The following is a 23,790-nucleotide window of genomic DNA, read 5'->3' on the forward strand; positions in this document are numbered from 1 at the left end:
CCTACGCACAGGGTTTGCAAGCCGCTTTAGTGCTGGCAGCCTGGGCACCAGTAGAACGGCCTCGAGGAGAGCATGGTTCTCTCGATAAGCGTGCCGCAGCGTTCGCAGGGCTCGCCGTCGCGGTGGAAAACCTTAAAGCGAAACAGCGCCCCGTGGTGCCGATTTTCATCCACCTGGCCGCGGGTAGTGTAGGACAGACGCGGGATCGCCAGCAGCGCCTGCGCCAGGGCATCGAGCTGGCTGTCCGTCAGCGCCGAGGCCTTGTGCCACCCGGTCAATCCCACCTGCCAGAGAATCTCAACGCGCAGATAGTTGCCCAGCCCGGCGAGGAATGCCTGGTCCAGCAGCAGGCCGGAAAACTGACGCTGACGGAATTTTGCCGACAGCAGGCGGGCCTTGACCTCTTCCACCGTCAGGCTCATATCCAGCACGTCAGGGCCGACCCGGAGTAAGAAAGGGTGAACCGCCAGCTGCGCCGGGGTCAATATTTCAATATCCGAAGCGCTGTAGAGCAGCACCGCCTTCTCCGCCGTCTGCAGCCTGACGCGCAGAATGCGGTTGGTCGACGGCTGCTCTCCTGCCGCGACCACGCGCCACACGCCGTACAGCTGATTGTGGCTGTACAGCGTCAGCCCGCCGGAGAAATGCGTCAACAGCGCTTTACCGCGCGTCTCAATATGCGTCACCTGCTGGCCCACCAGCTCAGACTGCCAGGGCTGCAGCTGCGGGAAGGCAAACCACACCTCGGTCAGAGGTTTGCCTTTAATCGCCAATTCCAGGCTATCCGCCGCGCGGCGGATTTCCGGACCTTCCGGCATAATATCGTCCTTCTGTTAGTGCGTCGCGCCGCCGGTAACGCTGAGATCGTCGTCATGAGTCAATGATACGGCAATCGCCGTTTCCAGCGCCGCGCGTATCGTTTCCAGCGCCATACTCGCCTCGCCGGGATGGGCCGCAGCCTGCTCCGGCAGATACGGAATATGAATAAAGCCGCCTTTTACGCCAGCCTGACCCTGCAGCTTATGCAACAGACCGTACATCACGTGATTACACACGAAGGTCCCCGCCGTTTGTGATACCGATGCGGGAATGCCCTGCTGGCGCAGCGCGGCGACGATCGCTTTGATCGGCACGCTGCTGAACCAGGCGGCCGGACCATCGGCCACGATCGGCCGATCGATCGGCTGCTGGCCCTTGTTATCCGGGATCCGCGCATCGTCGACGTTGATCGCCACGCGTTCAACGGTAATATCAGCCCGCCCTCCCGCCTGGCCAATAGCAAGGGTTAACACGGGCCTGAATTCATCCAGCGCGGCGTGAAGTACCGTCAGCGCCTCGTTAAAAACGCAGGGCAGCTGCCGCGCCACGACGCGCTCTCCGGCAATGATAGCGCCATCGAGTCGCTTTACCACTTCCCATGAAGGGTTAACCGCTTCGCCGTCAAACGGTTCGAAACCGGTGATCAATACGCCCGCCATGCTCCCTTCTCCTCTCCCGGCATCGTTATAGTATGTTGTAACTATCTACCCGTCTGGTCTTCCACCGCCGCGCTGACCTGAACGTGACGTCCGGCAAACGCCGCCCGTAGACGACGGGCAAACTCCAGCGCGTGCTCCCCGTCGCCGTGCAGGCAGACGGTTTCCGCCATAACGTGCGCCCACTCGCCGGTGACGCTGCGCACCCGGTGGTGCTGCACCATTTCCAGGGTCTGCGCCAGCGCCTGCTCCTCGTCGGCAATCAGCGCGCCGGGCTGTGAACGCGGCACCAGACTGCCGTCGGCCAGGTATCCCCGGTCGGCAAACACCTCCTGGCGGGTGGCTAGCCGGTAATGCTGGCCCGCCCGAATCAGCTCGCTGCCCGCCAGCCCCACCAGCACCAGCTCGGGGTTAAAGTCGCGAACGGCTCTGGCAATCGCATCCGCCAGCGGAGCCTCTTTTGCCGCCTGGTTGTAGAGCATTCCGTGCGGCTTGACGTGCCGCAGCTCGCCGCCCTCGGCGCGGACAATCGCGGCCAGAGCGCCAATCTGGTACAGCGTCTGGACGTAAACCGTCTCCGGCGGCAGCTGCATCGCGGTGCGGCCGAAGTTTTCCCGGTCCGGGAAGCTGGGGTGCGCCCCGACGGCAACGCCGTATTTTAGCGCCTCGCGCACGCACTGGTGCATCAGCAGCGCATCGCCGGCGTGAAAACCGCAGGCGATATTGGCGGAAGAGACCAGCTGTAAAAGAGCGCTGTCGTTGGCACAACCTTCGCCAAGATCGGCATTAAGGTCAATTATCATCGTTAAGCCTCCACGCCAGCTGGTCCAGGTAGCGCTGGCGGTCGGCGCGCGCTTTCAGCGCCTCCTCCAGCGAGCAGGGAACAAAGTGAATGGGCTGACCCAAAGGAATTTGCGCCAGCTGGTACATATCCGCCTCAATGATGCTCGCAATCCGCGGATAGCCGCCGGTGGTTTGCGCATCGTTCATCAGCACGATCGGCTGACCGCTATGCGGCACCTGCACCACGCCGGGCAGCAGGCCGTGAGAGAGCATTTCGCGATCGGTGGTGCGTATGAGCGGCTGTCCCTGCAGGCGATAGCCCATTCGGTTGCTCTGGGCGCTCAACTGCCACGGAGAGCGCCAGAAGGAGGCCTGCGAGGCGCTGTCGAATTCATGATATTCCGGCCCCGGCAGCGCGCGAATGCGGTTGCCGATCGGCAGCTGCCTGACGCCCTGCGGGCCGCTAAACTCGCGGGACGCTTTACCCGTCTTGAGCCGATCGCCGTCCTGCAGACGACGCCCTTCCAGCCCGCCAATGCCGACCTTCAGGTCCGTGCTGCGCGATCCCAGCACCACCGGCACGTCGATGCCCCCCGCCACCGCCAGATAGCTGCGGATACCGTACTGAGGATTTTTTAGCACCAGATGCTGACCGGCTTTCGCCGCCGTCCGCCAGCCGACCCATACCGGCCTGCCGTCCACCGTCGCCTCACAGGCGGCGCCGGTCAGCGCAAACCAGCAGTCGCGTTCAAACGCAATATCCACCTGCCCAAGGGTGATCTCCAGAGCGGCCGCATTGGCGTCATTCCCTACCAGCAGGTTAGCGATCGTCAGCGACGGCTTATCCAGGGCGCCGCAGCGGCTGATGGCCGACCGACGCAGCCCTTCCCGTCCGCCGTCCTGCACCGAGGTGTACATCCCTGCGCGGATCATCTTCAACATAGGCCCTCCTTTTGCGGCACAAAGCGTACCCGGTCGCCAGATCGCAGCAGCGCCGGCTCTTGATGCTGGGCATCAAATAGCGCCAGCGGCGTGCGCCCCAGCAGCTGCCAGCCGCCCGGCGTCGCCAGCGGATAGACGCCGGTTTGCGCGCCGCCGATGCCGACTGAACCCGCCGCAACCTGCAGGCGCGGCTCCGCACGACGCGGCATTGCCAGCTGCTCCGGCAGGCCGCCGAGATAGGGGAAGCCCGGCTGGAAGCCGAGGAACCACACCACGTACTCCACCGACGAATGCAGCTCCACCACCTGCTTCTCCGTCAACCCGCAGTGGCGCGCCACCTCGCCGAGGTCGGGACCCGCCTCTCCGCCGTAGATAACCGGGATCGCAATCTCCCGCGACTCAGGCTCCAGGGCTTCACTCTCTTCCCACCAGCGCTGTAAACGTTCAATCGCATCCCACGCCATGAGCTGCGGATGGCGCAGCACCACGGTGATATTGTTCATCCCCGGTATCACATCCACCGCATCTTCATGGTCCGCCAACCGCTGGGCCAGGCGCCAGATGCGCTTTTGGCTTTCCAGCGTCACCGGGGGCTCCAGCTCCAGAACTACCGCCGTTTCGCCTAGCAGATAACAACGCGCTCGCTGCACTTTTCTCTCTCCCTTAGGCCGGGTTGGGGATATCAATAAACGTGACGTCCAGATCGGTATTTTCCGTCAGCCATTCGCTGAGGGCGCGAATGCCGCCTCGCTCGGTGGCATGGTGCCCGGCGGCATAAAAATGCAGCGACTGCTCGCGCGCCGAGTGAATGGTTTGCTCCGACACTTCGCCGGTAATAAAAGCATCGACGCCAAAGCGCGCCGCGCTGTCGATAAAGCCCTGGCCGCCGCCGGTGCACCACGCCACCCGGGAGACTTTTTCCGGCCCGGTATCGCCGCACCACAGCGGTTTGCGGCCCAGACGCGCTTCAACCCACGAGGCCAGCTCGAGGCCGGAGACCGGCATCGACAGTTCGCCCCACGGCACCAGGGGTTCAATTTCGCCCTTGATAGTAATACCCAGCAGCTGGGCCAGCTGCGCGTTATTGCCCAGTTCAGGGTGAGCATCCAGCGGCAGGTGCCAGCCGTAGAGGTTGATATCGTTGGCCAATAGGGTTTTCAGGCGCTGGCGTTTTATACCGCGAATCGCCGGCGCCTCTCCCTTCCAGAAATAGCCGTGATGGACAATCACCGCGTCCGCCTGCAGGCGGACGGCCTCATCCAGCAGCGCCTGGCTGGCGGTCACGCCGGTGACAATTCGTTGCACCGTCTCGCGTCCTTCCACCTGCAGGCCGTTCGGCGCATAGTCGCTAAAGGCCGCGCTATTGAGCTTTTCGTTAATGAGTTGTTCCAGTTCGCTATTTTTCATTGCCGCTCCATCAGGTCGTCAGGTTATCTGCGAAGATAACATAACGATAACCTCGCTGACCGTCGATAGCACGCGCGCGACGCGCTCTATTTTGACTTTTAGCTTAAAGCCGCAATTTGTCTACCCACCACTTCGCGCATTCGTGTATATTTATGCACTATTACAGCATATTAAATAAGCAGAAAGCCTTTTAGACCATGAATTTCACTACTAAAGCGCTGTTCATGCAGGAAGATCGACTTTCGTTTTACGGCAGGAACTGAGCGTTACATGAACACACAATCATCGCAGCCGCGCGCCATCTACTACGTCGTCGCGCTGCAAATCTGGGAATATTTCAGTTTTTACGGTATGCGGGCGCTGCTGATTTTGTACCTCACCAATCAGCTTAAGTATGATGATAACCACGCCTACGCCCTCTTCAGCGCCTACTGTTCCCTGGTTTACGTTACGCCGATCCTCGGCGGCTTTCTGGCCGATAAGCTGTTAGGCAACCGCATGGCGGTGATGATCGGCGCGCTGCTGATGGCCATTGGCCACCTGGTGCTCGGTGCCAGCGAAATCGCCCCCACCTTCCTCTACCTGTCGCTGGCCATTATCGTTTGCGGCTACGGGCTGTTTAAGTCCAACGTCAGCTGCCTGCTCGGTGAGCTATACGAACCGACCGATCCGCGTCGCGACGGCGGCTTCTCGCTGATGTACGCCGCGGGCAATATCGGCTCGATTATCGCGCCTATCGCCTGCGGATACGTGCAGGAAGAGTACAGCTGGGCAATGGGCTTCGCGCTGGCGGCCATCGGCATGATCGCCGGGCTGGTGATTTTCCTCTGCGGCAGCCGTCATTTCCGCCACACCTCCGGCGTCAATCGCGAGGCGCTGCGCGCCCGCCACTTTCTGCTGCCGAACTGGGGCTGGCTGCTGGTGCTGCTGGTGGCTACGCCGCTGCTGATTACGGTGCTGTTCTGGCAGGAGTGGTCGCTCTATGCGCTGATTGTCGCCACCGTCATTGGCCTCGCGGTGCTGACAAGGATCTATCTGCGGGCGGATACCGCCAAACAGCGCCGGGATCTGCGGCTGATTATTATCCTGACCGGCTTCAGCCTGCTGTTCTGGGCCTTTGCCCAGCAGGGCGGCAGCTCCATTAGCCTCTACATCGACCGCTTCGTTAACCGCCACGTGATGAGCTACGAAGTCCCGACCGCAATGTTCCAGTCGGTGAACGCCTTTGCGGTGATGCTCTGCGGAATGGTGCTGGCGTGGCTGGTCAAAGAGAATATCAGCGGCAACCGCACCGTGCGCATCTGGGGCAAATTTGCGCTCGGCCTTGGCCTGATGAGCGCCGGCTTTTGTATCCTGACCCTGAGCGCCCGCTGGTCGGCAACCTACGGCCACTCCTCAATGCCGCTGATGGTGCTGGGGCTGGCGGTGATGGGCTTTGCCGAACTGTTTATCGATCCGGTGGCGATGTCGCAGATTACGCGGATTGAAATACCCGGCGTCACCGGCGTGCTGACCGGCATCTATATGCTGCTCTCCGGCGCCATCGCCAACTATCTGGCGGGGGTTATCGCCGACCAGACGTCGCAGGCTTCGTTCGATTCAGCCGGGGCGGCGCACTACGCGATTGAGGCCTACATCGACGTATTTAGCCAGATTACCTGGGGCTCGCTGGCCTGCGTCGGCCTGGTGCTGGCAATCTGGCTCTATCACTCCCTGCGGGTCAGGACCCGCCGCCTGGCGCTGGAGTAGCGCCTTTGCTGGCGGCTTCCCAGGCTGCCAGCGTCTCCAGCCGCGCCTGCTTGTGATCGACCAGTGGGCGCGGGTACGCCAGGGTTACGCCCTGCTTATCGGCCCAGAGCCACGGCTGGTGCTGGGCCTTTTCCGGCACCGCTGCCAGCTCCGGCAGCCATTGGCGAATAAACCGTCCCGCTTTATCAAACTTCTCGCCCTGAGTCGTGGGGTTGAAGATGCGGAAATAGGGCGCCGCATCGGTCCCGGTAGACGCCGCCCATTGCCAGCCGCCGTTATTGGCGGCTAAATCGCCGTCGATCAGCTGGCTGATGAAATAGCGCTCGCCGGCACGCCAGTCGACGCGCAGATCTTTAACCAGAAAGCTGGCAACAATCATCCGCAGGCGGTTGTGCATCCAGCCCGTTGCGTTGAGCTGACGCATCGCGGCATCGACAATCGGAAAGCCGGTGCGCCCCTCCTGCCACGCCTGCAGCCCCGGCGCATCGTCGCGCCACGCCACCCGGTCGGTCCAGGCGATAAACGGTCGCCCCTTGCACAGCCCCGGATAGTAAACCATCAGGTGGCGGTAGAACTCGCGCCAGATAAGCTCGTTGAGCCACACCGACCCGCCCTCGCCGTCCAGCGCGCCGGGCAGCTCCACCAGCAGACGATGCAGGCACTGGCGCGGCGAGAGTACGCCCGTAGCCAGGCACGGCGAAAGCCGGCTGGTGCCCTCCAGCGCCGGGAAGTCGCGCTGCTGGTCATAATCGGCGGCCTTATGCTGGCAAAAAGCGCGCAGGCCGGCGATGGCCGCTTTTTCGTCGGCGGCAAACAGCAGCGGATCGAACGCCGTCTGGGGGTAGTCAATCTCCGGCAGGGCGGCGGGCGTCAGCGGCCCGCTTTTACGCACCTTCGGCGCCGCCACGCACTCCGGCAGCGTCTCGCGCAGGCGGCGAACAAAGGCATTTTTGAAGGGCGTGAACACCTTATACATTTCACGACTGCCGGTCAGCACGCTGCCGGGCGGCAGCAGCAGGCTGTCGTCAAACCCCTGACACACCACGCGGCTCAGCGTTTTCTCCGCCGCCGCGTCGCGCTGGCGCTCGTTAATTTCATACTGATAGTTGTAAAACAGATGGCTGACCTGCTGCTCCTCGCAGAAGCGGGCCAGCAGGGCGACGCTGGCGGAGAAATCTGTCGCCTGCGCCACCTGCAGGGCGATACCGCGCTCGGCCAGCGCGGCCTGCAGGCTGCGCAGATGGCTGACGATAAACGCCGCCTGACGCGGCGCCATCGCGTGCTGACGCCACTGTTCGGGCGTGGCGATAAACAGCGCCAGAACCCTGGCGTCGGGATCGCGGCAGGCCGCAGCCAGCGCCAGATTATCGTGAATGCGCAGATCCGCGCGAAACCAGACCAGATGGGTGGCCATAAAACTCCTGCTCTTAATAGCGTCTCGTTAGTCCTGCGCCTCGGGCCAGGGATTGAAATAGCGCTGGCCGGCGAGCCAGGGATCGGGAAATTCGCTCATATAGTGTTGGAGGAGGCTCACCGGCGCAAGCAGCGGCTGCTCGCCGCGGCGATACTGGTCAATCAGCGAGGTCAGCTCCTGCTTCTGCTGCGCGGTCAAATGTTCGCGGAAATAGCCCTGAACGTGCATCAGCACGTTGGTGTGGTTGGCGCGGGTGGAGGGATGGGCCAGCAGCTTCACCAGCCGCTCGCGGTAGGCCACAAAAAATTCCTCCAGCGACGGCCAGCGGGCGATCTCCGCCACGAAGGGACCGATCTGGCGGTATTCAGGCTGTGAATGGGCCAGCAGTAACAGCTTATAACGGCTGTGAAAATCCATTAGCCGGCCGCGGGTCAGCCCGTCTCGGCGCAAATTATCCAGCTCGCGCAGGGTGTAAAGACGGGTTTGCTCATCGTCCTCTAGCCAGTTATCGCTCATGACGGCTCCTTTATCGTTAAGAGCTCTCAGTGTAAGCCACTACGGGCGAAAAAAAACCGCCGGTTTTCCGGCGGTTGCTTTATCAGTCGACAGGCTGGCTATCAGTAAAAATCAGCGGCGGCCTTTTCGGCCTGCGCCATCCATACCGGCTGTTCGCTGGTCTTAGCCCATACGCGGTGCAGCCAGCTGTAGTAGCGGGCTCTGTCTTTCCAGAACAGCATCAGCGGAAGTGCCGCAACGCCGGCCACGACGGCGAAAGCACGACGTAAGAAGACTACGTGAGCAGGATAGGTTTTGTATAACGCCATAATTTCTCTCCCTTATGTCAGGCCGGCAATCAACGCCGGTAAAGTTTCAATGTTTCTCTGTGCAAAATAATAGCGCTTTGGTTGTAATTTTACTACTCATCCGACCACTAAAAGCGGCCTATTTAGCCTTTATTTACATTCATCCGGTAACTGAGTTACATAAAAGTTAAATTAATACTAACCATTAGTTAAATAATGGTCTTTTGCATTTTTATACTTTTTTTACACCGCCCCCGTCGATTTTTGCAAAATCTTTGCGCCGTAATTCCTATCCTGCGGGTAAATCGTAAATACACCCGGAGGTGGATTGTGAGTGCAGGCGTAATCGCTGGCGTGGCGCTGGTGTTCCTGTTGCTGGCTTATTTGGTTTATGCCCTGATCAACGCGGAGGCATTCTGATGGCCGCTCAAGGATTTTTACTTATCGCCAGTTTTATTCTGCTGCTGATGGTTCTGGCCCGTCCGCTGGGAACGGTGCTTGCCAGAATGATCGCCGATACCCCGCTGCCCGGCCTCGCCGGGATAGAGCGCGGGATCTGGCGCGTCGCAGGTATTCGTTCGCAGGAGATGAACTGGTATCAGTATCTGTTTGCCATTCTGCTGTTTAACGCCCTCGGGCTGGCGGCGCTGTTTACGCTGCTGATGCTGCAGGGATCGCTGCCGCTTAACCCTCAGCATCTGCCCGGCCTCTCCTGGGACCTGGCGCTGAACACGGCGGTGAGCTTTGTCAGCAACACCAACTGGCAGGCCTACGCCGGTGAAACCACCATGAGCTATCTCAGCCAAATGGTGGGCCTGGCGGTGCAGAACTTCCTTTCGGCGGCAACCGGCATTGCGGTGATCTTCGCCTTCTCCCGCGCCTGGTCACGCCAGCAGGTGAGCACCCTCGGCAACGCCTGGGTCGACCTCACCCGCATCACGCTCTGGCTGCTGCTGCCGATCTCGCTGCTGATCGCCCTGTTCTTTATTCAGCAGGGGGTACCGCAAAATCTGCTGCCGTACCAGGCGTTCACCTCCCTGGAAGGCGTGCGCCAGTCGCTGCCGATGGGGCCGGTGGCGTCGCAGGAGGCGATTAAAATGCTGGGGACCAACGGCGGCGGCTTCTTTAACGCCAACTCGGCGCACCCGTTCGAAAACCCGACGGCGCTAAGCAATATGGTGCAGATGCTGGCGATCTTTCTGATCCCGGCGGCGCTGTGCTTTGCCTTCGGTGAAGCGGTGGGCGATCGCCGTCAGGGCCGGGCAATTTTGTGGGCCATGACGCTTATCTTCATCGTCTGCGCGGCGGTAGTGATGTGGGCGGAAACCCACGGCAACCCGCATCTGTTGACGCTTGGCGCCGATAGCAGCGTCAATATGGAGGGTAAAGAGAGCCGCTTTGGCATTTTAGCCAGCAGCCTGTTTGCGGTGGTGACCACCGCCGCCTCCTGCGGCGCGGTGAACGCCATGCATGACTCCTTTACCGCTCTGGGCGGCATGGTGCCGATGTGGCTGATGCAGATCGGTGAAGTGGTCTTCGGCGGCGTCGGATCGGGCCTGTACGGCATGCTGCTGTTCGTCATGCTGGCGGTATTTATCGCCGGACTGATGATCGGCCGGACGCCGGAATATCTGGGGAAAAAGATAGACGTGCGCGAGATGAAAATGATCGCCCTGGCGATCCTCGTCACCCCGACCCTGGTTCTGCTCGGTACCGCGCTGGCGATGATGACCGATGCCGGACGGGCGGCGATGTTTAACCCCGGCCCGCACGGCTTTAGCGAAGTGCTGTACGCCGTCACCTCGGCGGCCAATAACAACGGCAGCGCCTTCGCCGGCCTGAGCGCGGCCACCCCGTTCTGGAACCTGCTGCTGGCGTTCTGCATGCTGGTCGGTCGTTTCGCGGTCATCATTCCGGTGATGGCGATTGCTGGTTCGCTGGTCGGCAAAAAAATTCAGCCCGCCAGCACCGGCACGCTCGCCACCCATGACGTGCTGTTTATCGGCCTGCTGATCGGTACCGTGCTGCTGGTTGGCGCCCTGACCTTTATCCCCGCGCTGGCACTCGGCCCGCTGGCGGAACACTTCTCCTTACTTTAAGCGATGCGGAGCAACCTGTTATGAGTCGCAAACAATTAGCCCTGCTGGAGCCGACGCTGGTGCGCCAGGCGCTGCTGGACGCGGTGAAAAAGCTCAACCCTGCGGTGCAGTGGCGTAACCCGGTGATGTTCATTGTCTGGATCGGCAGCCTGGTCACCACCCTGCTCGCCGTCGGCATGACCAGCGGACATATCGCCGGCAGCGCCGGTTTTACCGCCGCCGTGAGCGTCTGGCTGTGGTTTACCGTGCTGTTCGCCAACTTTGCCGAAGCGATGGCCGAGGGGCGCAGTAAGGCCCAGGCCAACAGCCTGAAAGGCGTGAAAAAGACCTCATTCGCCCGTAAGCTGCGCGCCCCGCAGCACGACGCCCAGATCGACCATATTCCGGCCGAGGACCTGCGCAAAGGCGACGTGGTGCTGGTGGAAGCCGGGGATATCATTCCCTGCGATGGCGAAGTGATCGAAGGCGGCGCGTCGGTGGATGAGAGCGCCATCACCGGGGAATCGGCGCCGGTGATCCGCGAATCCGGCGGCGACTTCGCGTCGGTCACCGGCGGGACGCGCATTCTCTCCGACTGGCTGGTGATCCGCTGCAGCGTTAACCCCGGCGAAACCTTCCTTGACCGGATGATCGCGATGGTGGAAGGCGCCCAGCGGCGCAAAACGCCGAACGAGATCGCGCTGACGATCCTGCTCATCGCCCTGACGCTGGTGTTCCTGCTGGCCACCGCCACTATCTGGCCCTTCTCCGCGTGGAGCGGCAGCGCGGTCAGCGTAACGGTACTGGTGGCGCTGCTGGTATGCCTGATCCCCACCACCATCGGCGGCCTGCTGTCGGCCATCGGCGTCGCCGGGATGAGCCGCATGCTGGGCGCGAACGTCATCGCCACCAGCGGGCGCGCGGTTGAAGCCGCCGGCGACGTTGACGTCCTGCTGCTGGATAAAACCGGCACCATTACCCTCGGCAATCGTCAGGCCTCGGCCTTCCTGCCGGCCCGCGGCGTGGAGGAGCGAACCCTCGCCGACGCGGCGCAGCTCTCCTCCCTGGCCGATGAGACCCCCGAAGGCCGCAGCATCGTGGTGCTGGCGAAACAGCGCTTTAACCTCCGCGAACGCGACCTGCAGTCGCTGCAGGCGACCTTCGTACCCTTCACCGCCCAGACGCGGATGAGCGGCATCAACATCGACCAGCGCATGATCCGCAAAGGTTCGGTCGATGCCATTCGTCGCCACGTCGAGGCCAACGGTGGCCACTTCCCGGCGGACGTCGATAAGCAGGTGGAAGAGGTTGCCCGCCTGGGCGCCACGCCGCTGGTGGTGGCCGAAGGCGAGCGCGTGCTGGGGGTTATCTCGCTGAAAGATATCGTCAAGGGCGGGATCAAGGAGCGCTTTGCCCAGCTGCGCAAGATGGGCATCAAAACGGTGATGATCACCGGCGATAACCGCCTGACCGCGGCGGCGATTGCCGCCGAAGCGGGGGTCGATGATTTTCTCGCCGAAGCGACGCCGGAAGCCAAGCTGGCGCTGATTCGCCAGTACCAGTCAGAGGGTCGGCTGGTGGCGATGACCGGCGACGGCACCAACGATGCCCCGGCGCTGGCCCAGGCCGACGTCGCGGTGGCGATGAACTCCGGCACCCAGGCGGCAAAAGAGGCCGGAAATATGGTCGACCTCGACTCCAACCCGACCAAATTAATCGAGGTGGTGCATATCGGTAAACAGATGCTGATGACCCGGGGTTCGTTAACCACCTTCAGTATCGCCAACGACGTGGCGAAATACTTTGCCATTATACCGGCCGCCTTTGCCGCCGTTTACCCGCAGCTCGCCATGCTCAACGTGATGCGCCTGCACTCGCCGTCATCGGCGATCCTCAGCGCGGTTATCTTTAACGCGCTGATTATCGTCTTCCTGATCCCGCTGGCGCTGAAGGGCGTGAGCTATCGCCCGCTGTCAGCATCGGCCATGCTGCGCCGTAACCTGTGGGTCTACGGTCTTGGCGGGCTGCTGGTGCCGTTTGTCGGCATCAAAATCATCGATCTGCTGCTGACCCTGACCGGGTTGGTGTGAGGAAAATACCATGTCATTCATTCGTCCGGCCGTTGTGCTATTTATTCTGTTAACGCTGCTCACCGGCGGGCTCTATCCGCTGCTGACCACCGCCCTCGGGCAGTGGTGGTTCCCCCAGCAGGCGAACGGTTCGCTGATCCGCATTGATGGCGAGGTGCGCGGCTCCAGCCTGATTGGGCAAAACTTTACCGCCGCAGGCTATTTCCAGGGGCGGCCTTCAGCCGTCACCCAGACGGCGGATAGTCCGCTGGCGTCCGGCGGGAGCAACCTCGCCGCCAGCAACCCGGCGCTGGATAAAGCCATTGGCGAACGCGTAGAGGCGCTGCGGCGCGCCAACCCCGACGCCAGCCCACGGGTGCCGGTGGAGCTGGTCACCACCTCGGCAAGCGGGCTGGATAATGGCCTGACGCCGGCGGCCGCGCTGTGGCAGGTTCCACGCATCGCCAAAGCCCGCCAGCTGAGCGCCGAGCAGGTCACCCGGCTGGTGAATGAGGCGACGCAAAAACCGCTGGCCAGTTTTCTCGGCCAACCTGTGGTAAATATACTGCAGCTGAATATGGCGCTGGATGCCCTGAAGGATAACTAAAAATGAGTGACGAGCCGCTGCGCCCGGACCCTGACCGTCTGCTGCAACACGCCGCCGATCCGCATCGCGGCAAGCTAAAGGTATTCTTTGGCGCCTGCGCGGGCGTTGGTAAAACCTGGGCGATGCTGGCCGAGGCGCAGCGGCTTCGCGCCCAGGGGCTCGATATTCTGATTGGCGTGGCGGAAACCCACGGGCGCAAAGAGACGGCGGCGATGCTGGAGGGGCTAAGCACCCTCCCCCCGCGCCGTTTCTCCCACCGCGGGCGCTACGTTCACGAATTCGATCTCGACGCCGCCCTGGCCCGCCGCCCGGCGCTGATTCTGGTCGATGAGCTGGCGCACAGCAACGCCCCCGGCTCACGCCACCCTAAGCGCTGGCAGGACGTTGAAGAGCTGCTTGAAGCCGGCATCGACGTCTTTACCACCGTTAACGTCCAGCATCTGGAAAGCCTGAACGACGTGGTGAGCGGCATCACCGGCGTGCAGGTCCGCGAAACCGTCCCCGACCCGTTCTTTGATGCCGCCGATGACGTGGTGCTGGTGGACCTCCCACCCGACGATCTTCGCCAGCGTCTTAATGAAGGGAAAGTGTATATCGGCGGCCAGGCCGAACGCGCCATCGAGAACTTCTTTCGCAAAGGCAACCTGATTGCCCTGCGCGAGCTGGCGCTGCGCCGCACCGCTGACCGGGTCGATGAGCAGATGCGCGCCTGGCGCGACCGTCAGGGTCAGGAGAAAGTCTGGCACACCCGCGACGCTATCCTGCTGTGCATCGGCCACAATACCGGCAGCGAGAAGCTGGTACGCGCCGCCGCCCGCCTCGCCGCCAGGCTCGGCAGCATCTGGCACGCGGTCTACGTTGAAACTCCGTCTCTGCATCGCCTGCCGGAAGCCAAACGGCGGGCGATCCTCGCGGCGCTCAGGCTCGCCCAGGAGCTGGGCGCGGAGACCGCCACCTTGTCCGATCCTTCGGAAGAGAAGGCGGTTTTGCACTACGCCCGGGAGCATAACCTCGGAAAAATTGTTATTGGCCGTCAGCGCCAGCGCCGCTGGTGGGATCGGCAGGGTTTTGCCGACCGTCTGGCCCGCCACGCGCCGGATCTCGATCTGGTGGTGATTGCCCTTGATGAAAAGAGCGCCCCCCTGCCCGCCCGCGCCGGCGATAGCCGCAGCACGATGGATAAGTGGCGGCTGCAGCTGCAGGGCTGCTGCGTCGCGGTGGCCATCTGCGCGGTGATTACCCTCGTCGCCATGCAGTGGCTGGTGGCCTTTGAGGCCGCCAACCTGGTGATGATCTACCTGCTCGGGGTGGTGGTTATCGCCCTGCTGTACGGCCGCTGGCCGTCGGTGCTGGCGACGGTTATCAACGTCGTCAGCTTCGATCTGTTCTTTATCGCCCCGCGCGGGACGCTGGCGGTTTCCGACGTCCAGTATCTCCTGACCTTCGGAGTGATGCTCACCGTTGGCCTGGTAATCGGTAACCTCACCGCCGGCGTGCGCTACCAGGCCCGCGTCGCCCGCTATCGCGAGCAGCGCACCCGTCATCTGTATGAGATGTCAAAAGCGCTGGCGGTCGGACGCAGCCGGGAAGATATCGCGCTGACCAGCGAACGCTTTATCGCCTCGACTTTCCAGGCCAGGGGCCAGCTTCTGCTGCCCGACGAGAGCGGCGCTCTGCGCCCGCTGACTCAGCAGCCGGGGCTCACCTCGTGGGATGATGCGATTGCGCGCTGGAGCTTCGATAAAGGCCAGCCCGCCGGTGCGGGCACCGATACGCTGCCCGGCGTTCCCTACCAGATCCTGCCGCTGAAAAGCGCCGCCCGCAGCTGGGGGCTGCTGGTGGTTGAGCCGGATAACCTGCGCCAGCTGATGATCCCCGAGCAGCAGCGGCTGCTGGAGACCTTTACCCTGCTGGTGGCCAGCGCCCTCGAGCGACTGACGCTCACCGCCAGCGAAGAGCAGGCCCGGCTCAACAGCGAGCGCGAGAGCCTGCGTAACTCCCTGCTGGCGGCGCTGTCGCATGATTTACGCACCCCGCTGACGATCCTCTTCGGTCAGGCGGAAATACTGACCCTCGACCTGGCGAGCGAAGGGTCTAAACACGCGCCGCAGGCCAATGAAATTCGCCAGCACGTGCTCAACACCACCCGGCTGGTGAATAATCTGCTGGATATGGCGCGGATCCAGTCCGGCGGCTTTAATTTACACAAAGAGTGGCTCACTCTCGAAGAGGTGGTTGGCAGCGCGCTGCGGATGCTGGAGCCGGGTCTCGGCGGCCAGCATATTCATCTGGCGCTGCCCGACCCGCTGCTGCTGGTTCACGTAGACGGGCCGCTGTTTGAGCGGGTGCTGATCAATCTGCTGGAGAATGCGCTGAAGTACGCCGGACCGCAGGCGCAAATCGGCATTACGGCGCAGGCCGACGATCGCCAGCTGCAGCTCGACGTGTGGGATAACGGTCCGGGGATCCCCCAGGGCCAGGAACAGGCTATCTTTGATAAGTTCGCCCGCGGTCATAAAGAGTCAGCCATCCCAGGCGTAGGGCTGGGGCTGGCGATCTGCCAGGCGATCGTCGAAGTCCACGGCGGCACCATCGGCGCGCAAACGCGCCCTGAGGGCGGCGCCTGCTTCCGTGTTACACTGCCGCGAGAGGCGCCGCCGGAGCTGGATGAGTGGTGCGGCGACGCGCGAACTGACTGAAAGCACTAGCCGAGGAACCGTGATCAACGTTCTTATTATTGAAGATGAACATGCTATTCGTCGCTTTCTGCGCACCGCGCTGGAAGCCGACGGCATGCGCGTATTTGAAGCCGAAACGCTGCAGCGCGGTCTTCTCGAAGCCGCAACCCGCAAGCCTGACCTGACGATCCTTGATCTTGGCCTGCCCGATGGCGACGGCAGCGATTTTATTCGCGAAGTGCGCCAGTGGAGCCAGATGCCGATTATCGTGCTGTCGGCGCGCACGGAAGAGCAGGATAAAATTACCGCCCTCGATGCCGGCGCAGATGACTACCTGAGCAAGCCGTTTGGCATTGGCGAGCTGCAGGCGCGGCTGCGGGTCGCGCTGCGCCGTCACGCCGGAGCCCAGGCCGATGAGCCCATCGTCCGCTTTTCCACTATTCAGGTTGATATCCCGGCGCGGCGGATCCTGCGCGGCGAGGAGGAGATTCATCTGACCCCGATTGAGTTCCGCCTGCTGGCTGCGCTGCTGAATAATGCCGGCAAGGTGCTGACCCAGCGCCATCTACTGAATCACGTCTGGGGGCCGAATGCGGTGGAGCACAGCCACTATCTGCGAATTTATATGGGGCATCTGCGGCAAAAGCTGGAGGTTGATCCTGCGCGACCGCAGCATCTGCTGACCGAGACCGGCATTGGCTATCGCTTTATGCCTTAGGTTCGGTTGGAAGAGCGTCGGGCCGCGGCGAAAGCGTCGGGCCCGAGCGGGAGCATCCCCTCTTCCCGGCTAGCGTCGCGCTATCGGGAGAGGGTTCACCAGGCTATCAGGCGTTTTTCAGCACTTCGCTGACAATTTCTACCGCCTCTTTCTCAATCTGCTTGCGATGTTCTTCGCCGAGGAAACTTTCGCAGTAGATCTTGTAGGCATCTTCCGTGCCTGACGGACGGGCGGCAAACCAGCCGTTGTCGGTCATCACCTTCAGACCGCCGATCGACGCACCGTTACCCGGCGCGGCGGTCAGGCGAGCGGTGATCGGATCGCCCGCCAGCGTGCTTGCGCTGACCATCTCCGGCGACAGCTTCGACAGCGCCGCTTTTTGCGCGGAGGTTGCCGATGCCTGCAGGCGGTTATAGCTCGGCGCACCGAAGCGTGCGGCCAGCTCATCATAGTGCTGCTGCGGGTTTTTACCGGTGACAGCGGTGATTTCCGCGGCCAGCAGGCACATGATGATCCCGTCTTTATCTGTAGACCACGGCGTGCCGTCAAAACGCAGGAACGAAGCGCCCGCGCTCTCTTCACCGCCGAAGCCAAAGCTGCCGTCAAACAGGCCGTCAACGAACCACTTAAAGCCCACCGGCACTTCCACCAGCTTACGGCCAAGATCGCCGACCACGCGGTCGATCATCGCCGAAGAGACCAGCGTTTTGCCGACGGCAACCTCTTTGCCCCACTGCGGACGGTGCTGGAACAGATAGTTAATCGCCACCGCCAGATAGTGGTTCGGGTTCATCAGCCCGGCCGGGGTTACGATGCCGTGACGGTCGTAATCCGGATCGTTGGCGAAGGCCAGATCAAACTTGTCGCGCAGCGCCAGCAGGCCGGCCATCGCGCACTCGGACGAGCAGTCCATGCGGATAGCGCCGTCTTTATCCAGGTGCATAAAGCGGAAGGTTTGATCGACATGATCGTTAACGATGGTCAGATTCAGCTTGTAGTACTCGGCGATGCGCTTCCAGTATTCAATCCCGGAGCCGCCCAGCGGATCGACGCCAAGCTTAAGGCCCGCTTTTTGAATCGCCGCCATATCGACAATATCCGCCAGACCTTCAATAAACGGCTGAACCAGATCCTGCTCTTTCACGTGGCCGGAGGCCAGAGCGGCATCGAGGGAGATGCGCTTCACGCCCTGCAGGCCGGAAGCCAGCAGTTCGTTAGCCCGGTTCTCCACCACCTTGGTGACGTTGGTATCAGCCGGACCGCCGTTCGGCGGGTTGTACTTGATACCGCCATCTTCCGGCGGGTTATGCGACGGCGTAATGACGATGCCATCCGCCAGCGGACCACCCTTTTTGTTGTGCACCAGAATGGCGTTGGAAATCGCCGGCGTCGGGGTGAAGCCGTTGTTTTCCTGCACGATCACATCAACACCGTTAGCCGCCAGTACTTCCAGTACGGAAATAAAGGCCGGCTCGGAGAGCGCGTGGGTATCCTTACCGACGTAGCATGGACCGGTAATGCCGTTCTTCGCGCGATCTTCCGCAATCGCCTGAGCAATCGCCAGAATATGCTGCTCGTTGAAGTTATGGCGACCTGCGCTGCCGCGATGGCCAGAGGTCCCGAACTTCACCGCATGCTCCGCGTTGCCTGCTTCCGGCTTCAGTACGTAGTACTGGGCAGTCAGCTGGGCGACGTTAATCAAATCACTCTGTTGTGCAGGCTGCCCCGCACGCTTATCGATTGCCATTGCCTGATCCTTCTGATGCAAAGGTGAATAAAGCTAGATCGTGCCGCAAACCTTCTCAATCAACTCCGCAGGGAATTGCATTGACTGCATGATATGTTCAATCATGCTGCATTTACGGCCAGTATTGGTATTGGTGATCACCCACCACGGCGTGCCGGGGACCTGCTTAGGCTTGGTCTGATTGCCGCTTTTCAACAGGATGCGTGCATCTTCAGCGAAATAGGTTCGCGTACGCCCGTGCAGAGACTCGGTGGCCGCAGCAAACGCTTTGCTGTCCAGCGAGTAGAGCGTCGTCAGCACCAGCATAAAACGGTTTACCGCGCGCTTTTGCTCGGCGTATTCATCAGATAACAGCAGTTCGCGCACGGCGCGGACTTTATCCTTCACCGGGTTAACGGGCCTGGCCTCAACAACGGCGGTCGGAGCCGGCGCCGGCGCGGCTTTTGCAACGGCGGTGGCAGTCTGGGAAGCGGCGGAAAATTTCAGCATGCGCCGTAAAATGTCGGATGCACTCTCACCAATATGCTGGGTGTGGCTGGCAATATAGCGATAGAGATCATCATCAACTTCAATTGTTTTCATCTTAATCCAGTGCGATATCTTATTCTGAATACAAGTTGTCAGGATTATAAGGACAAATCCTAACCGCGGATAGCGTCAAACCAGGATGGCGGTAAAACTCAGATAGCTCTGGGTCTTGCAGCCGGATGGCAGAATGTCCAACATAATACCCTAACCCGACGGAGCGAAAAAAAGAACTTTGCCATGAAATTAAATAGCCGCGCGCAATCTGCACAAAATCCGCACAATAATTCCCCTGTCGTCCTGGTTCACGGCCTGTTTGGCAGCCTTGATAACCTGGGTATCCTCGCACGCGACCTGGTCGCCGACTACGATATCCTGCAGGTCGATATGCGCAATCACGGTCTTTCCCCGCGCGATCCGCAGATGACCTACGCCGCGATGGCTCAGGATCTGCTCGACACCCTTGACGACCTGCAGCTGGAAAAAGCGACCTTTATCGGCCACTCAATGGGCGGTAAAGCGGTGATGGCGCTTAGCGCCCTCGCGCCGGAACGCATCGACGGCCTGGTGGCTATCGATATCGCGCCGGTGGATTATCACGTCCGCCGCCACGACGAAATCTTTGCCGCCATCAACGCCGTGACCGCCGCCAGCGCCGCAACCCGCCAGCAGGCGGCGGCGGTCATGCGCGAGCACCTGCAGGAAGAGGGCGTGATTCAGTTCCTGCTGAAGTCCTTCGTTGACGGCCAGTGGCGGTTTAACGTACCGGTCCTGTGGGATCAATATAGCCATATCGTTGGCTGGCAGTCGGTTCCCGCCTGGCCGCATCCGGTCCTGTTTATCCCGGGCGGCAACTCTCCCTACGTGTCCGATGAGTATCGCGACGCGCTGCTGGCGCAGTTCCCGCAGGCCCGCGCGCACGTGATTGCCGGTGCGGGCCATTGGGTCCATGCGGAGAAACCGGAGGCGGTACTGCGCGCAATTCGCCGATATCTCTCCTCTTTAGCGGCATAACTGGCTAAAAACTGCCCGACCGCGCCGCAGAATGCCCGCGGTCGTTGGCGCAGCGGTTCGCCTGATGTATTATGGCGCGCTATCTGTGTCGGCAATGGCCCGACAACTCGTTTCCCCGAAGTCACTCTGAATCATGGCAAAAGAACAAACGGACCGTACGACATTAGATTTGTTCGCAACCGAGCGTCGCCCGGGTAGACCAAAGACCAATCCGCTTTCGCGCGACGAGCAGCTGCGCATCAATAAACGCAACCAGCTTAAACGCGACAAAGTTCGCGGCTTAAAGCGCGTGGAGCTCAAGCTCAACGCTGAAGCGGTTGATGCGCTCAATGAGCTAGCTGATGCCCGCAATATGAACCGTAGCGATCTGATTGAAGAGATGTTGATGAACCAGCTGGCAGCCCTGCATAGCCAGGGTAAAGTCTGAGAAACCTCAAAAACAACACTTTCATGTAGCAGAGTGTGCAGTCGGGTGTGATTGCTGTTTCCGCGCCCTTCCCTGTTCTGCTATGATTGCCGTTATCTGCGGGCATTACGCCACTACCACATCATTAAGTTTCAAGAGGTTATTTTACTCATGGCAATCATCGGCATCTTTTTTGGCAGCGACACCGGCAACACCGAAAATATTGCAAAAATGATCCAAAAGCAGCTCGGTAAAGACGTTGCTGATGTTCACGACATTGCCAAAAGCAGCAAAGAAGACCTGCAGGGTCATGACATTCTGCTGCTGGGCATCCCAACCTGGTACTACGGTGAAGCGCAGTGTGACTGGGATGATTTCTTCCCGACGCTGGAAGAGGTCGACTTCAACGGTAAGCTGGTCGCCCTGTTTGGCTGCGGTGACCAGGAAGATTATGCTGAATACTTCTGTGATGCGCTGGGAACCATTCGCGACATCATCGAACCGCGCGGTGCAACCATCGTCGGCCACTGGCCAACGGCGGGCTACCATTTCGAAGCCTCTAAAGGTCTCGCCGATGACGACCATTTCGTCGGTCTCGCTATCGATGAAGACCGTCAGCCTGAGCTGACCAACGAGCGCGTTGAGAAATGGGTTAAGCAGATTTCTGAAGAACTGCATCTCGAAGAAATCAAAAACGCCTGATGGTTAAGCGGCGATACCTTCGGGTATCGTCGTATTAATAGGTAAAAGCAATAAAACTAATAGCTACAAGTTTTTAACTTTTAATCACATATCTGTACAATGTCCTCTGATTTAACGAGGAGACGTGACACAGTTTGTAGCCTGTGCCTCGTTTTTGACAGCATACAAGGCTCGATGCTTGCGGTTTTCATTTCATCATGGCAGTTCTATAATGAGACGCGTTACATCGGGTGATTCTCTGTATTACTTCCGCTAATGGAAGTAGATCGTTTAGCAACAGGACAGATTCCGCATGACTGACAACAATACCGCATTGAAGAAGGCTGGCCTGAAAGTCACACTTCCACGATTAAAAATTCTGGAAGTGCTGCAGGGGCCGGATAACCATCACGTCAGCGCGGAAGATTTATACAAACGCCTGATCGACATGGGGGAAGAGATCGGTCTGGCTACCGTTTATCGCGTACTGAACCAGTTTGATGATGCCGGCATTGTTACCCGCCATAATTTTGAAGGCGGTAAATCCGTTTTCGAACTGACGCAGCAGCATCATCACGATCACCTGATTTGCCTCGATTGTGGCAAAGTGATCGAATTCAGCGATGACTCCATCGAAGCGCGTCAGCGTGAAATTGCCCACCGTCACGGTATCCGCCTGACCAACCACAGCCTGTATCTGTACGGTCACTGTGCTGAAGGCGACTGCCGCGAAAATGAACACGCGCACGACGCGGTGGAAAAGTAGTTTCCCACAGCGTAAGCAGCAAAAAGCCAACCCGAAGGTTGGCTTTTTTTATGCCCGTAATAAGGCAGTACGCGGAGGATCAGGGCTGGGTATTATTGCTGCGGATCTCTTTCCAGATCTGGTCGCAGCGGGCTTTGACCGCCTGATCGTTCCCGGTGCGGGTTGCCAGGATACACTGCTGATAATCCAGCACCCGCACGCTTTCCTGAGTGGCGAACTGCTGGTGCTGCTTATCCTCTTTGAGAACGTTCAGCACGCTCTGGCAGGCCTGAACTTTATCCGGATTCCCTTCTGCCGTATTGATGCAGGCGCTGTAGGCATCCTTCAACTTAGTGTCTTCTTTTGGCGCCGGTGACTGCGCACAGGCCACCAGACCCGATGCCATGATGGCGATGAGCAATAGCTTTTTCATAATCAACCTCACAGGCTGGCGGCAGGCTTACGCCCGCCGCTGCGGCATCAGAAAATAGTGAACGGGGCAATAACCATAAACTTCACGTCACGCTCATCCTGGAAGATGTTGCCGTAACCGCCGCTCCAGCTTGGAATGTCGGAGTGGTTGTCGTACTGAGTGAAGTGGAGTTTGAACAGCGTTCCTTTTGCCCGGCCGTCCTGTACGGTATACATGGCGTCGAGGCTGTAGGCCGACTCTTCCAGACGTTTGTCCGCGTTGTAGTACGCGTCAGGCGTCGCCATTTTGCCCGGTTTCGCATCCCATGCGTAAACGTAAGATGCACCAAACGCCCAGCCCGGCATATTCCAGTTTTTCATGTCGTACATCGCGCCGAAGAACACGGCCTTTTCGCCGTTGGCGTTAAAGTCGGAGCGGTTATCCCACCACACGTCCAGGCGGCCGTTAGAGGAGGCGTAGGTTGGAGTCATGCGCTGCAGGAAGTAACCCTGCTGGCCTTCGGCCTTAACCCAGGTACCTTCCAGACGCAGGTCCAGCACGTCGGCAACCTTGTAGCCAAAGGTCAGCGCCTGCAGCCAGGCGGTGCCGTCGTAAATATCGTTGGCGCCGCCGTTGCTGACCTTATCGCGGGTGCCGTAGAACTGATAGCTGGTGTTTAACGGGGTACCGGCAACGTCAAATTTATAGCTGGCCTTGGCAAAATACTGGTCGATATACCCCTGGGCCTGGCCAAACGCGGCCTCCAGCACGAGGTCGTTTTTAAAATCATATTTGGCGCCCAGAGAGTGCAGATAATCGACTTTCGTCTTCTTATCGTTCTGGTAGAAATCATCCATCTCAATGTGCCACGGCGCTTTGTATTCGTTCGTCCACATATAGGAGAAACTCAGCGCGCCGGAATCACCGTAATCAAAGTTGGCTCCGGCTTCAGCACCTTGATAAGTGCCCGGCATAAAGCTCCAGTGCGGAGCCAGCAGCGTTTGCCCGGTTGGCTGAATGTAGCCAGCGCGCGCCCACGCCGGGCCATACTTAAATTTTGCCGCCGCTTTATAGAGGCTGATCCCGCTCTTATCGCCGGAGTAATCTTCGTCGTAGGCTTTATTTCTGGAGGAGAAGGCAATTTCGTTCGGGTGGCCGCTTTCGCTGCTTTCCGCCATTTCAATGGCGGTAAAGGCCGCCACGTCGATACCAAACATATCGGCGGCATAGCCGGACTGGAAGTCCAGGTTGGCGTTCCAGGTTGAATGCGAAAGGTTGGTTTTGTATTTATCGCCGTCGGTGACGTCTTTACGGTCGCGCTCACGCTGCCAGTAATAGATACCGCCGGTTAATGTGGAATCATCAATAAAACCTGCTGCGCTGGCCTGCGGAACAACGATCCAGCTCGACATCGCGGTGACGGCGGCAATAGCCAGCGCCAGCGTACTACGTTTGCCACTAAACGTACGCATGTGCATATCCTCTTTGACGTTTTAAAACGCGGAGCCAAGGGCAAGCCGCGAAAAATAAATAAGAC

The 23,790-nt window shown here is 60.2% G+C and carries 23 protein-coding genes and 1 pseudogene; 11 read left to right on the forward strand and 13 right to left on the reverse strand.

The window, feature by feature from the left end:
• Positions 1 to 26: 26 nt before the first annotated feature.
• Genes nei through M2416_RS04110 form a run of 6 tightly spaced genes read right to left on the reverse strand, consistent with a single transcriptional unit; the run spans position 27 to position 4,607 of the window.
• Complete coding sequence (gene nei / locus M2416_RS04085; protein WP_259222250.1) at positions 27 to 818, reverse strand: endonuclease VIII; 792 nt, start codon at positions 816 to 818, stop codon at positions 27 to 29.
• Positions 819 to 833: 15 nt separating this feature from the next.
• Complete coding sequence (gene pcp / locus M2416_RS04090) at positions 834 to 1,478, reverse strand: pyroglutamyl-peptidase I (RefSeq protein WP_259222251.1); 645 nt, start codon at positions 1,476 to 1,478, stop codon at positions 834 to 836.
• A gap of 41 nt (positions 1,479 to 1,519) precedes the next feature.
• The gene (gene pxpA, locus M2416_RS04095) at positions 1,520 to 2,278 is read right to left on the reverse strand and encodes a 5-oxoprolinase subunit PxpA (protein WP_259222252.1); all 759 of its coding nucleotides are present in this window, start codon (positions 2,276 to 2,278) and stop codon (positions 1,520 to 1,522) included.
• Complete coding sequence (gene pxpC / locus M2416_RS04100; RefSeq protein WP_259222253.1) at positions 2,268 to 3,200, reverse strand: 5-oxoprolinase subunit PxpC; 933 nt, start codon at positions 3,198 to 3,200, stop codon at positions 2,268 to 2,270. Before pxpC ends, pxpA begins: the two co-directional genes overlap by 11 nt.
• Positions 3,194 to 3,850 carry a 5-oxoprolinase subunit PxpB gene (gene pxpB / locus M2416_RS04105; protein WP_259222256.1) on the reverse strand — a complete coding sequence of 219 codons (657 nt, stop codon included), beginning with the start codon at positions 3,848 to 3,850 and terminating at the stop codon, positions 3,194 to 3,196. The genes pxpC and pxpB overlap by 7 nt, the downstream gene beginning before the upstream one ends.
• Before the next feature lie 13 nt (positions 3,851 to 3,863).
• A complete protein-coding gene (locus tag M2416_RS04110) occupies positions 3,864 to 4,607 on the reverse strand; it encodes a type 2 GTP cyclohydrolase I (RefSeq protein ID WP_076944954.1) in 744 nt (247 codons plus the stop codon).
• A gap of 270 nt (positions 4,608 to 4,877) precedes the next feature.
• Here M2416_RS04110 and dtpD point away from each other — a divergent pair, with 270 nt between their 5' ends.
• Positions 4,878 to 6,356 (forward strand): dipeptide permease DtpD, encoded by a 1,479-nt coding sequence (dtpD, locus tag M2416_RS04115; protein WP_143717044.1) that lies wholly within the window; start codon positions 4,878 to 4,880, stop codon positions 6,354 to 6,356.
• Here dtpD and phrB read toward each other — a convergent pair.
• From phrB to M2416_RS04130, 3 genes and pseudogenes are all read right to left on the reverse strand, one after another.
• Positions 6,328 to 7,770 (reverse strand): deoxyribodipyrimidine photo-lyase, encoded by a 1,443-nt coding sequence (gene phrB / locus M2416_RS04120; RefSeq protein WP_259222260.1) that lies wholly within the window; start codon positions 7,768 to 7,770, stop codon positions 6,328 to 6,330. The two genes, dtpD and phrB, sit on opposite strands and share 29 nt — an antisense overlap.
• A 27-nt stretch (positions 7,771 to 7,797) precedes the next feature.
• A pseudogene (locus M2416_RS04125) lies at positions 7,798 to 8,286 on the reverse strand (YbgA family protein); the annotation flags it as partial.
• Between the two features lie 101 nt (positions 8,287 to 8,387).
• On the reverse strand, positions 8,388 to 8,594 hold the full coding sequence (locus M2416_RS04130; RefSeq protein ID WP_076944951.1) for a DUF2517 family protein: 207 nt from the start codon (positions 8,592 to 8,594) through the stop codon (positions 8,388 to 8,390).
• 309 nt (positions 8,595 to 8,903) lie between these two features.
• Here M2416_RS04130 and kdpF point away from each other — a divergent pair, with 309 nt between their 5' ends.
• Genes kdpF through kdpE form a run of 6 tightly spaced genes read left to right on the forward strand, consistent with a single transcriptional unit; the run spans position 8,904 to position 16,723 of the window.
• Positions 8,904 to 8,993, forward strand: coding sequence for a K(+)-transporting ATPase subunit F (gene kdpF / locus M2416_RS04135; protein WP_015584874.1), 90 nt, complete (start codon positions 8,904 to 8,906; stop codon positions 8,991 to 8,993).
• The gene (gene kdpA, locus M2416_RS04140; protein ID WP_259222264.1) at positions 8,993 to 10,672 is read left to right on the forward strand and encodes a potassium-transporting ATPase subunit KdpA; all 1,680 of its coding nucleotides are present in this window, start codon (positions 8,993 to 8,995) and stop codon (positions 10,670 to 10,672) included. The genes kdpF and kdpA overlap by 1 nt, the downstream gene beginning before the upstream one ends.
• Before the next feature lie 20 nt (positions 10,673 to 10,692).
• Entirely contained in the window at positions 10,693 to 12,741 is a 2,049-nt protein-coding gene (gene kdpB, locus M2416_RS04145) for a potassium-transporting ATPase subunit KdpB (RefSeq protein WP_259222267.1), read from the forward strand.
• A 10-nt stretch (positions 12,742 to 12,751) separates the two neighbouring features.
• Positions 12,752 to 13,327: a potassium-transporting ATPase subunit KdpC gene (kdpC, locus tag M2416_RS04150; RefSeq protein ID WP_115193310.1), complete on the forward strand. Its 576-nt coding sequence runs from the start codon at positions 12,752 to 12,754 to the stop codon at positions 13,325 to 13,327.
• A 2-nt stretch (positions 13,328 to 13,329) separates the two neighbouring features.
• A complete protein-coding gene (gene kdpD, locus M2416_RS04155; RefSeq protein ID WP_259222269.1) occupies positions 13,330 to 16,026 on the forward strand; it encodes a two-component system sensor histidine kinase KdpD in 2,697 nt (898 codons plus the stop codon).
• 19 nt (positions 16,027 to 16,045) lie between these two features.
• Entirely contained in the window at positions 16,046 to 16,723 is a 678-nt protein-coding gene (gene kdpE / locus M2416_RS04160) for a two-component system response regulator KdpE (protein WP_076944945.1), read from the forward strand.
• Between the two features lie 106 nt (positions 16,724 to 16,829).
• Here kdpE and pgm read toward each other — a convergent pair whose 3' ends face one another.
• Both pgm and seqA read right to left on the reverse strand, forming a co-directional pair.
• Positions 16,830 to 18,470, reverse strand: a complete 1,641-nt coding sequence (gene pgm / locus M2416_RS04165) for a phosphoglucomutase (alpha-D-glucose-1,6-bisphosphate-dependent) (RefSeq protein WP_041144614.1) — start codon at positions 18,468 to 18,470, stop codon at positions 16,830 to 16,832.
• Positions 18,471 to 18,503: 33 nt separating this feature from the next.
• A complete protein-coding gene (seqA, locus tag M2416_RS04170; RefSeq protein ID WP_076944944.1) occupies positions 18,504 to 19,052 on the reverse strand; it encodes a replication initiation negative regulator SeqA in 549 nt (182 codons plus the stop codon).
• Between the two features lie 183 nt (positions 19,053 to 19,235).
• Here seqA and ybfF point away from each other — a divergent pair, with 183 nt between their 5' ends.
• From ybfF to fur, 4 genes are all read left to right on the forward strand, one after another.
• Complete coding sequence (ybfF, locus tag M2416_RS04175) at positions 19,236 to 20,009, forward strand: esterase (RefSeq protein ID WP_259222275.1); 774 nt, start codon at positions 19,236 to 19,238, stop codon at positions 20,007 to 20,009.
• 133 nt (positions 20,010 to 20,142) lie between these two features.
• Positions 20,143 to 20,436, forward strand: coding sequence for a LexA regulated protein (gene ybfE / locus M2416_RS04180; RefSeq protein ID WP_041144611.1), 294 nt, complete (start codon positions 20,143 to 20,145; stop codon positions 20,434 to 20,436).
• A gap of 150 nt (positions 20,437 to 20,586) precedes the next feature.
• Positions 20,587 to 21,117, forward strand: a complete 531-nt coding sequence (fldA, locus tag M2416_RS04185) for a flavodoxin FldA (protein WP_148250773.1) — start codon at positions 20,587 to 20,589, stop codon at positions 21,115 to 21,117.
• A 292-nt stretch (positions 21,118 to 21,409) separates the two neighbouring features.
• Positions 21,410 to 21,862 (forward strand): ferric iron uptake transcriptional regulator, encoded by a 453-nt coding sequence (gene fur / locus M2416_RS04190; RefSeq protein WP_045854481.1) that lies wholly within the window; start codon positions 21,410 to 21,412, stop codon positions 21,860 to 21,862.
• A gap of 79 nt (positions 21,863 to 21,941) precedes the next feature.
• On the opposite strand, the gene M2416_RS04195 is transcribed toward fur, so the two are convergent.
• A complete protein-coding gene (locus M2416_RS04195) occupies positions 21,942 to 22,274 on the reverse strand; it encodes a ChiQ/YbfN family lipoprotein (RefSeq protein ID WP_259222276.1) in 333 nt (110 codons plus the stop codon).
• A gap of 47 nt (positions 22,275 to 22,321) precedes the next feature.
• On the reverse strand, positions 22,322 to 23,725 hold the full coding sequence (chiP, locus tag M2416_RS04200) for a chitoporin ChiP (protein ID WP_237372834.1): 1,404 nt from the start codon (positions 23,723 to 23,725) through the stop codon (positions 22,322 to 22,324).
• Positions 23,726 to 23,790: the final 65 nt, after the last annotated feature.

The sequence above is a fragment of the Klebsiella sp. BIGb0132 genome (assembly GCF_024810075.1).
GTDB lineage: Bacteria > Pseudomonadota > Gammaproteobacteria > Enterobacterales > Enterobacteriaceae > Klebsiella > Klebsiella terrigena.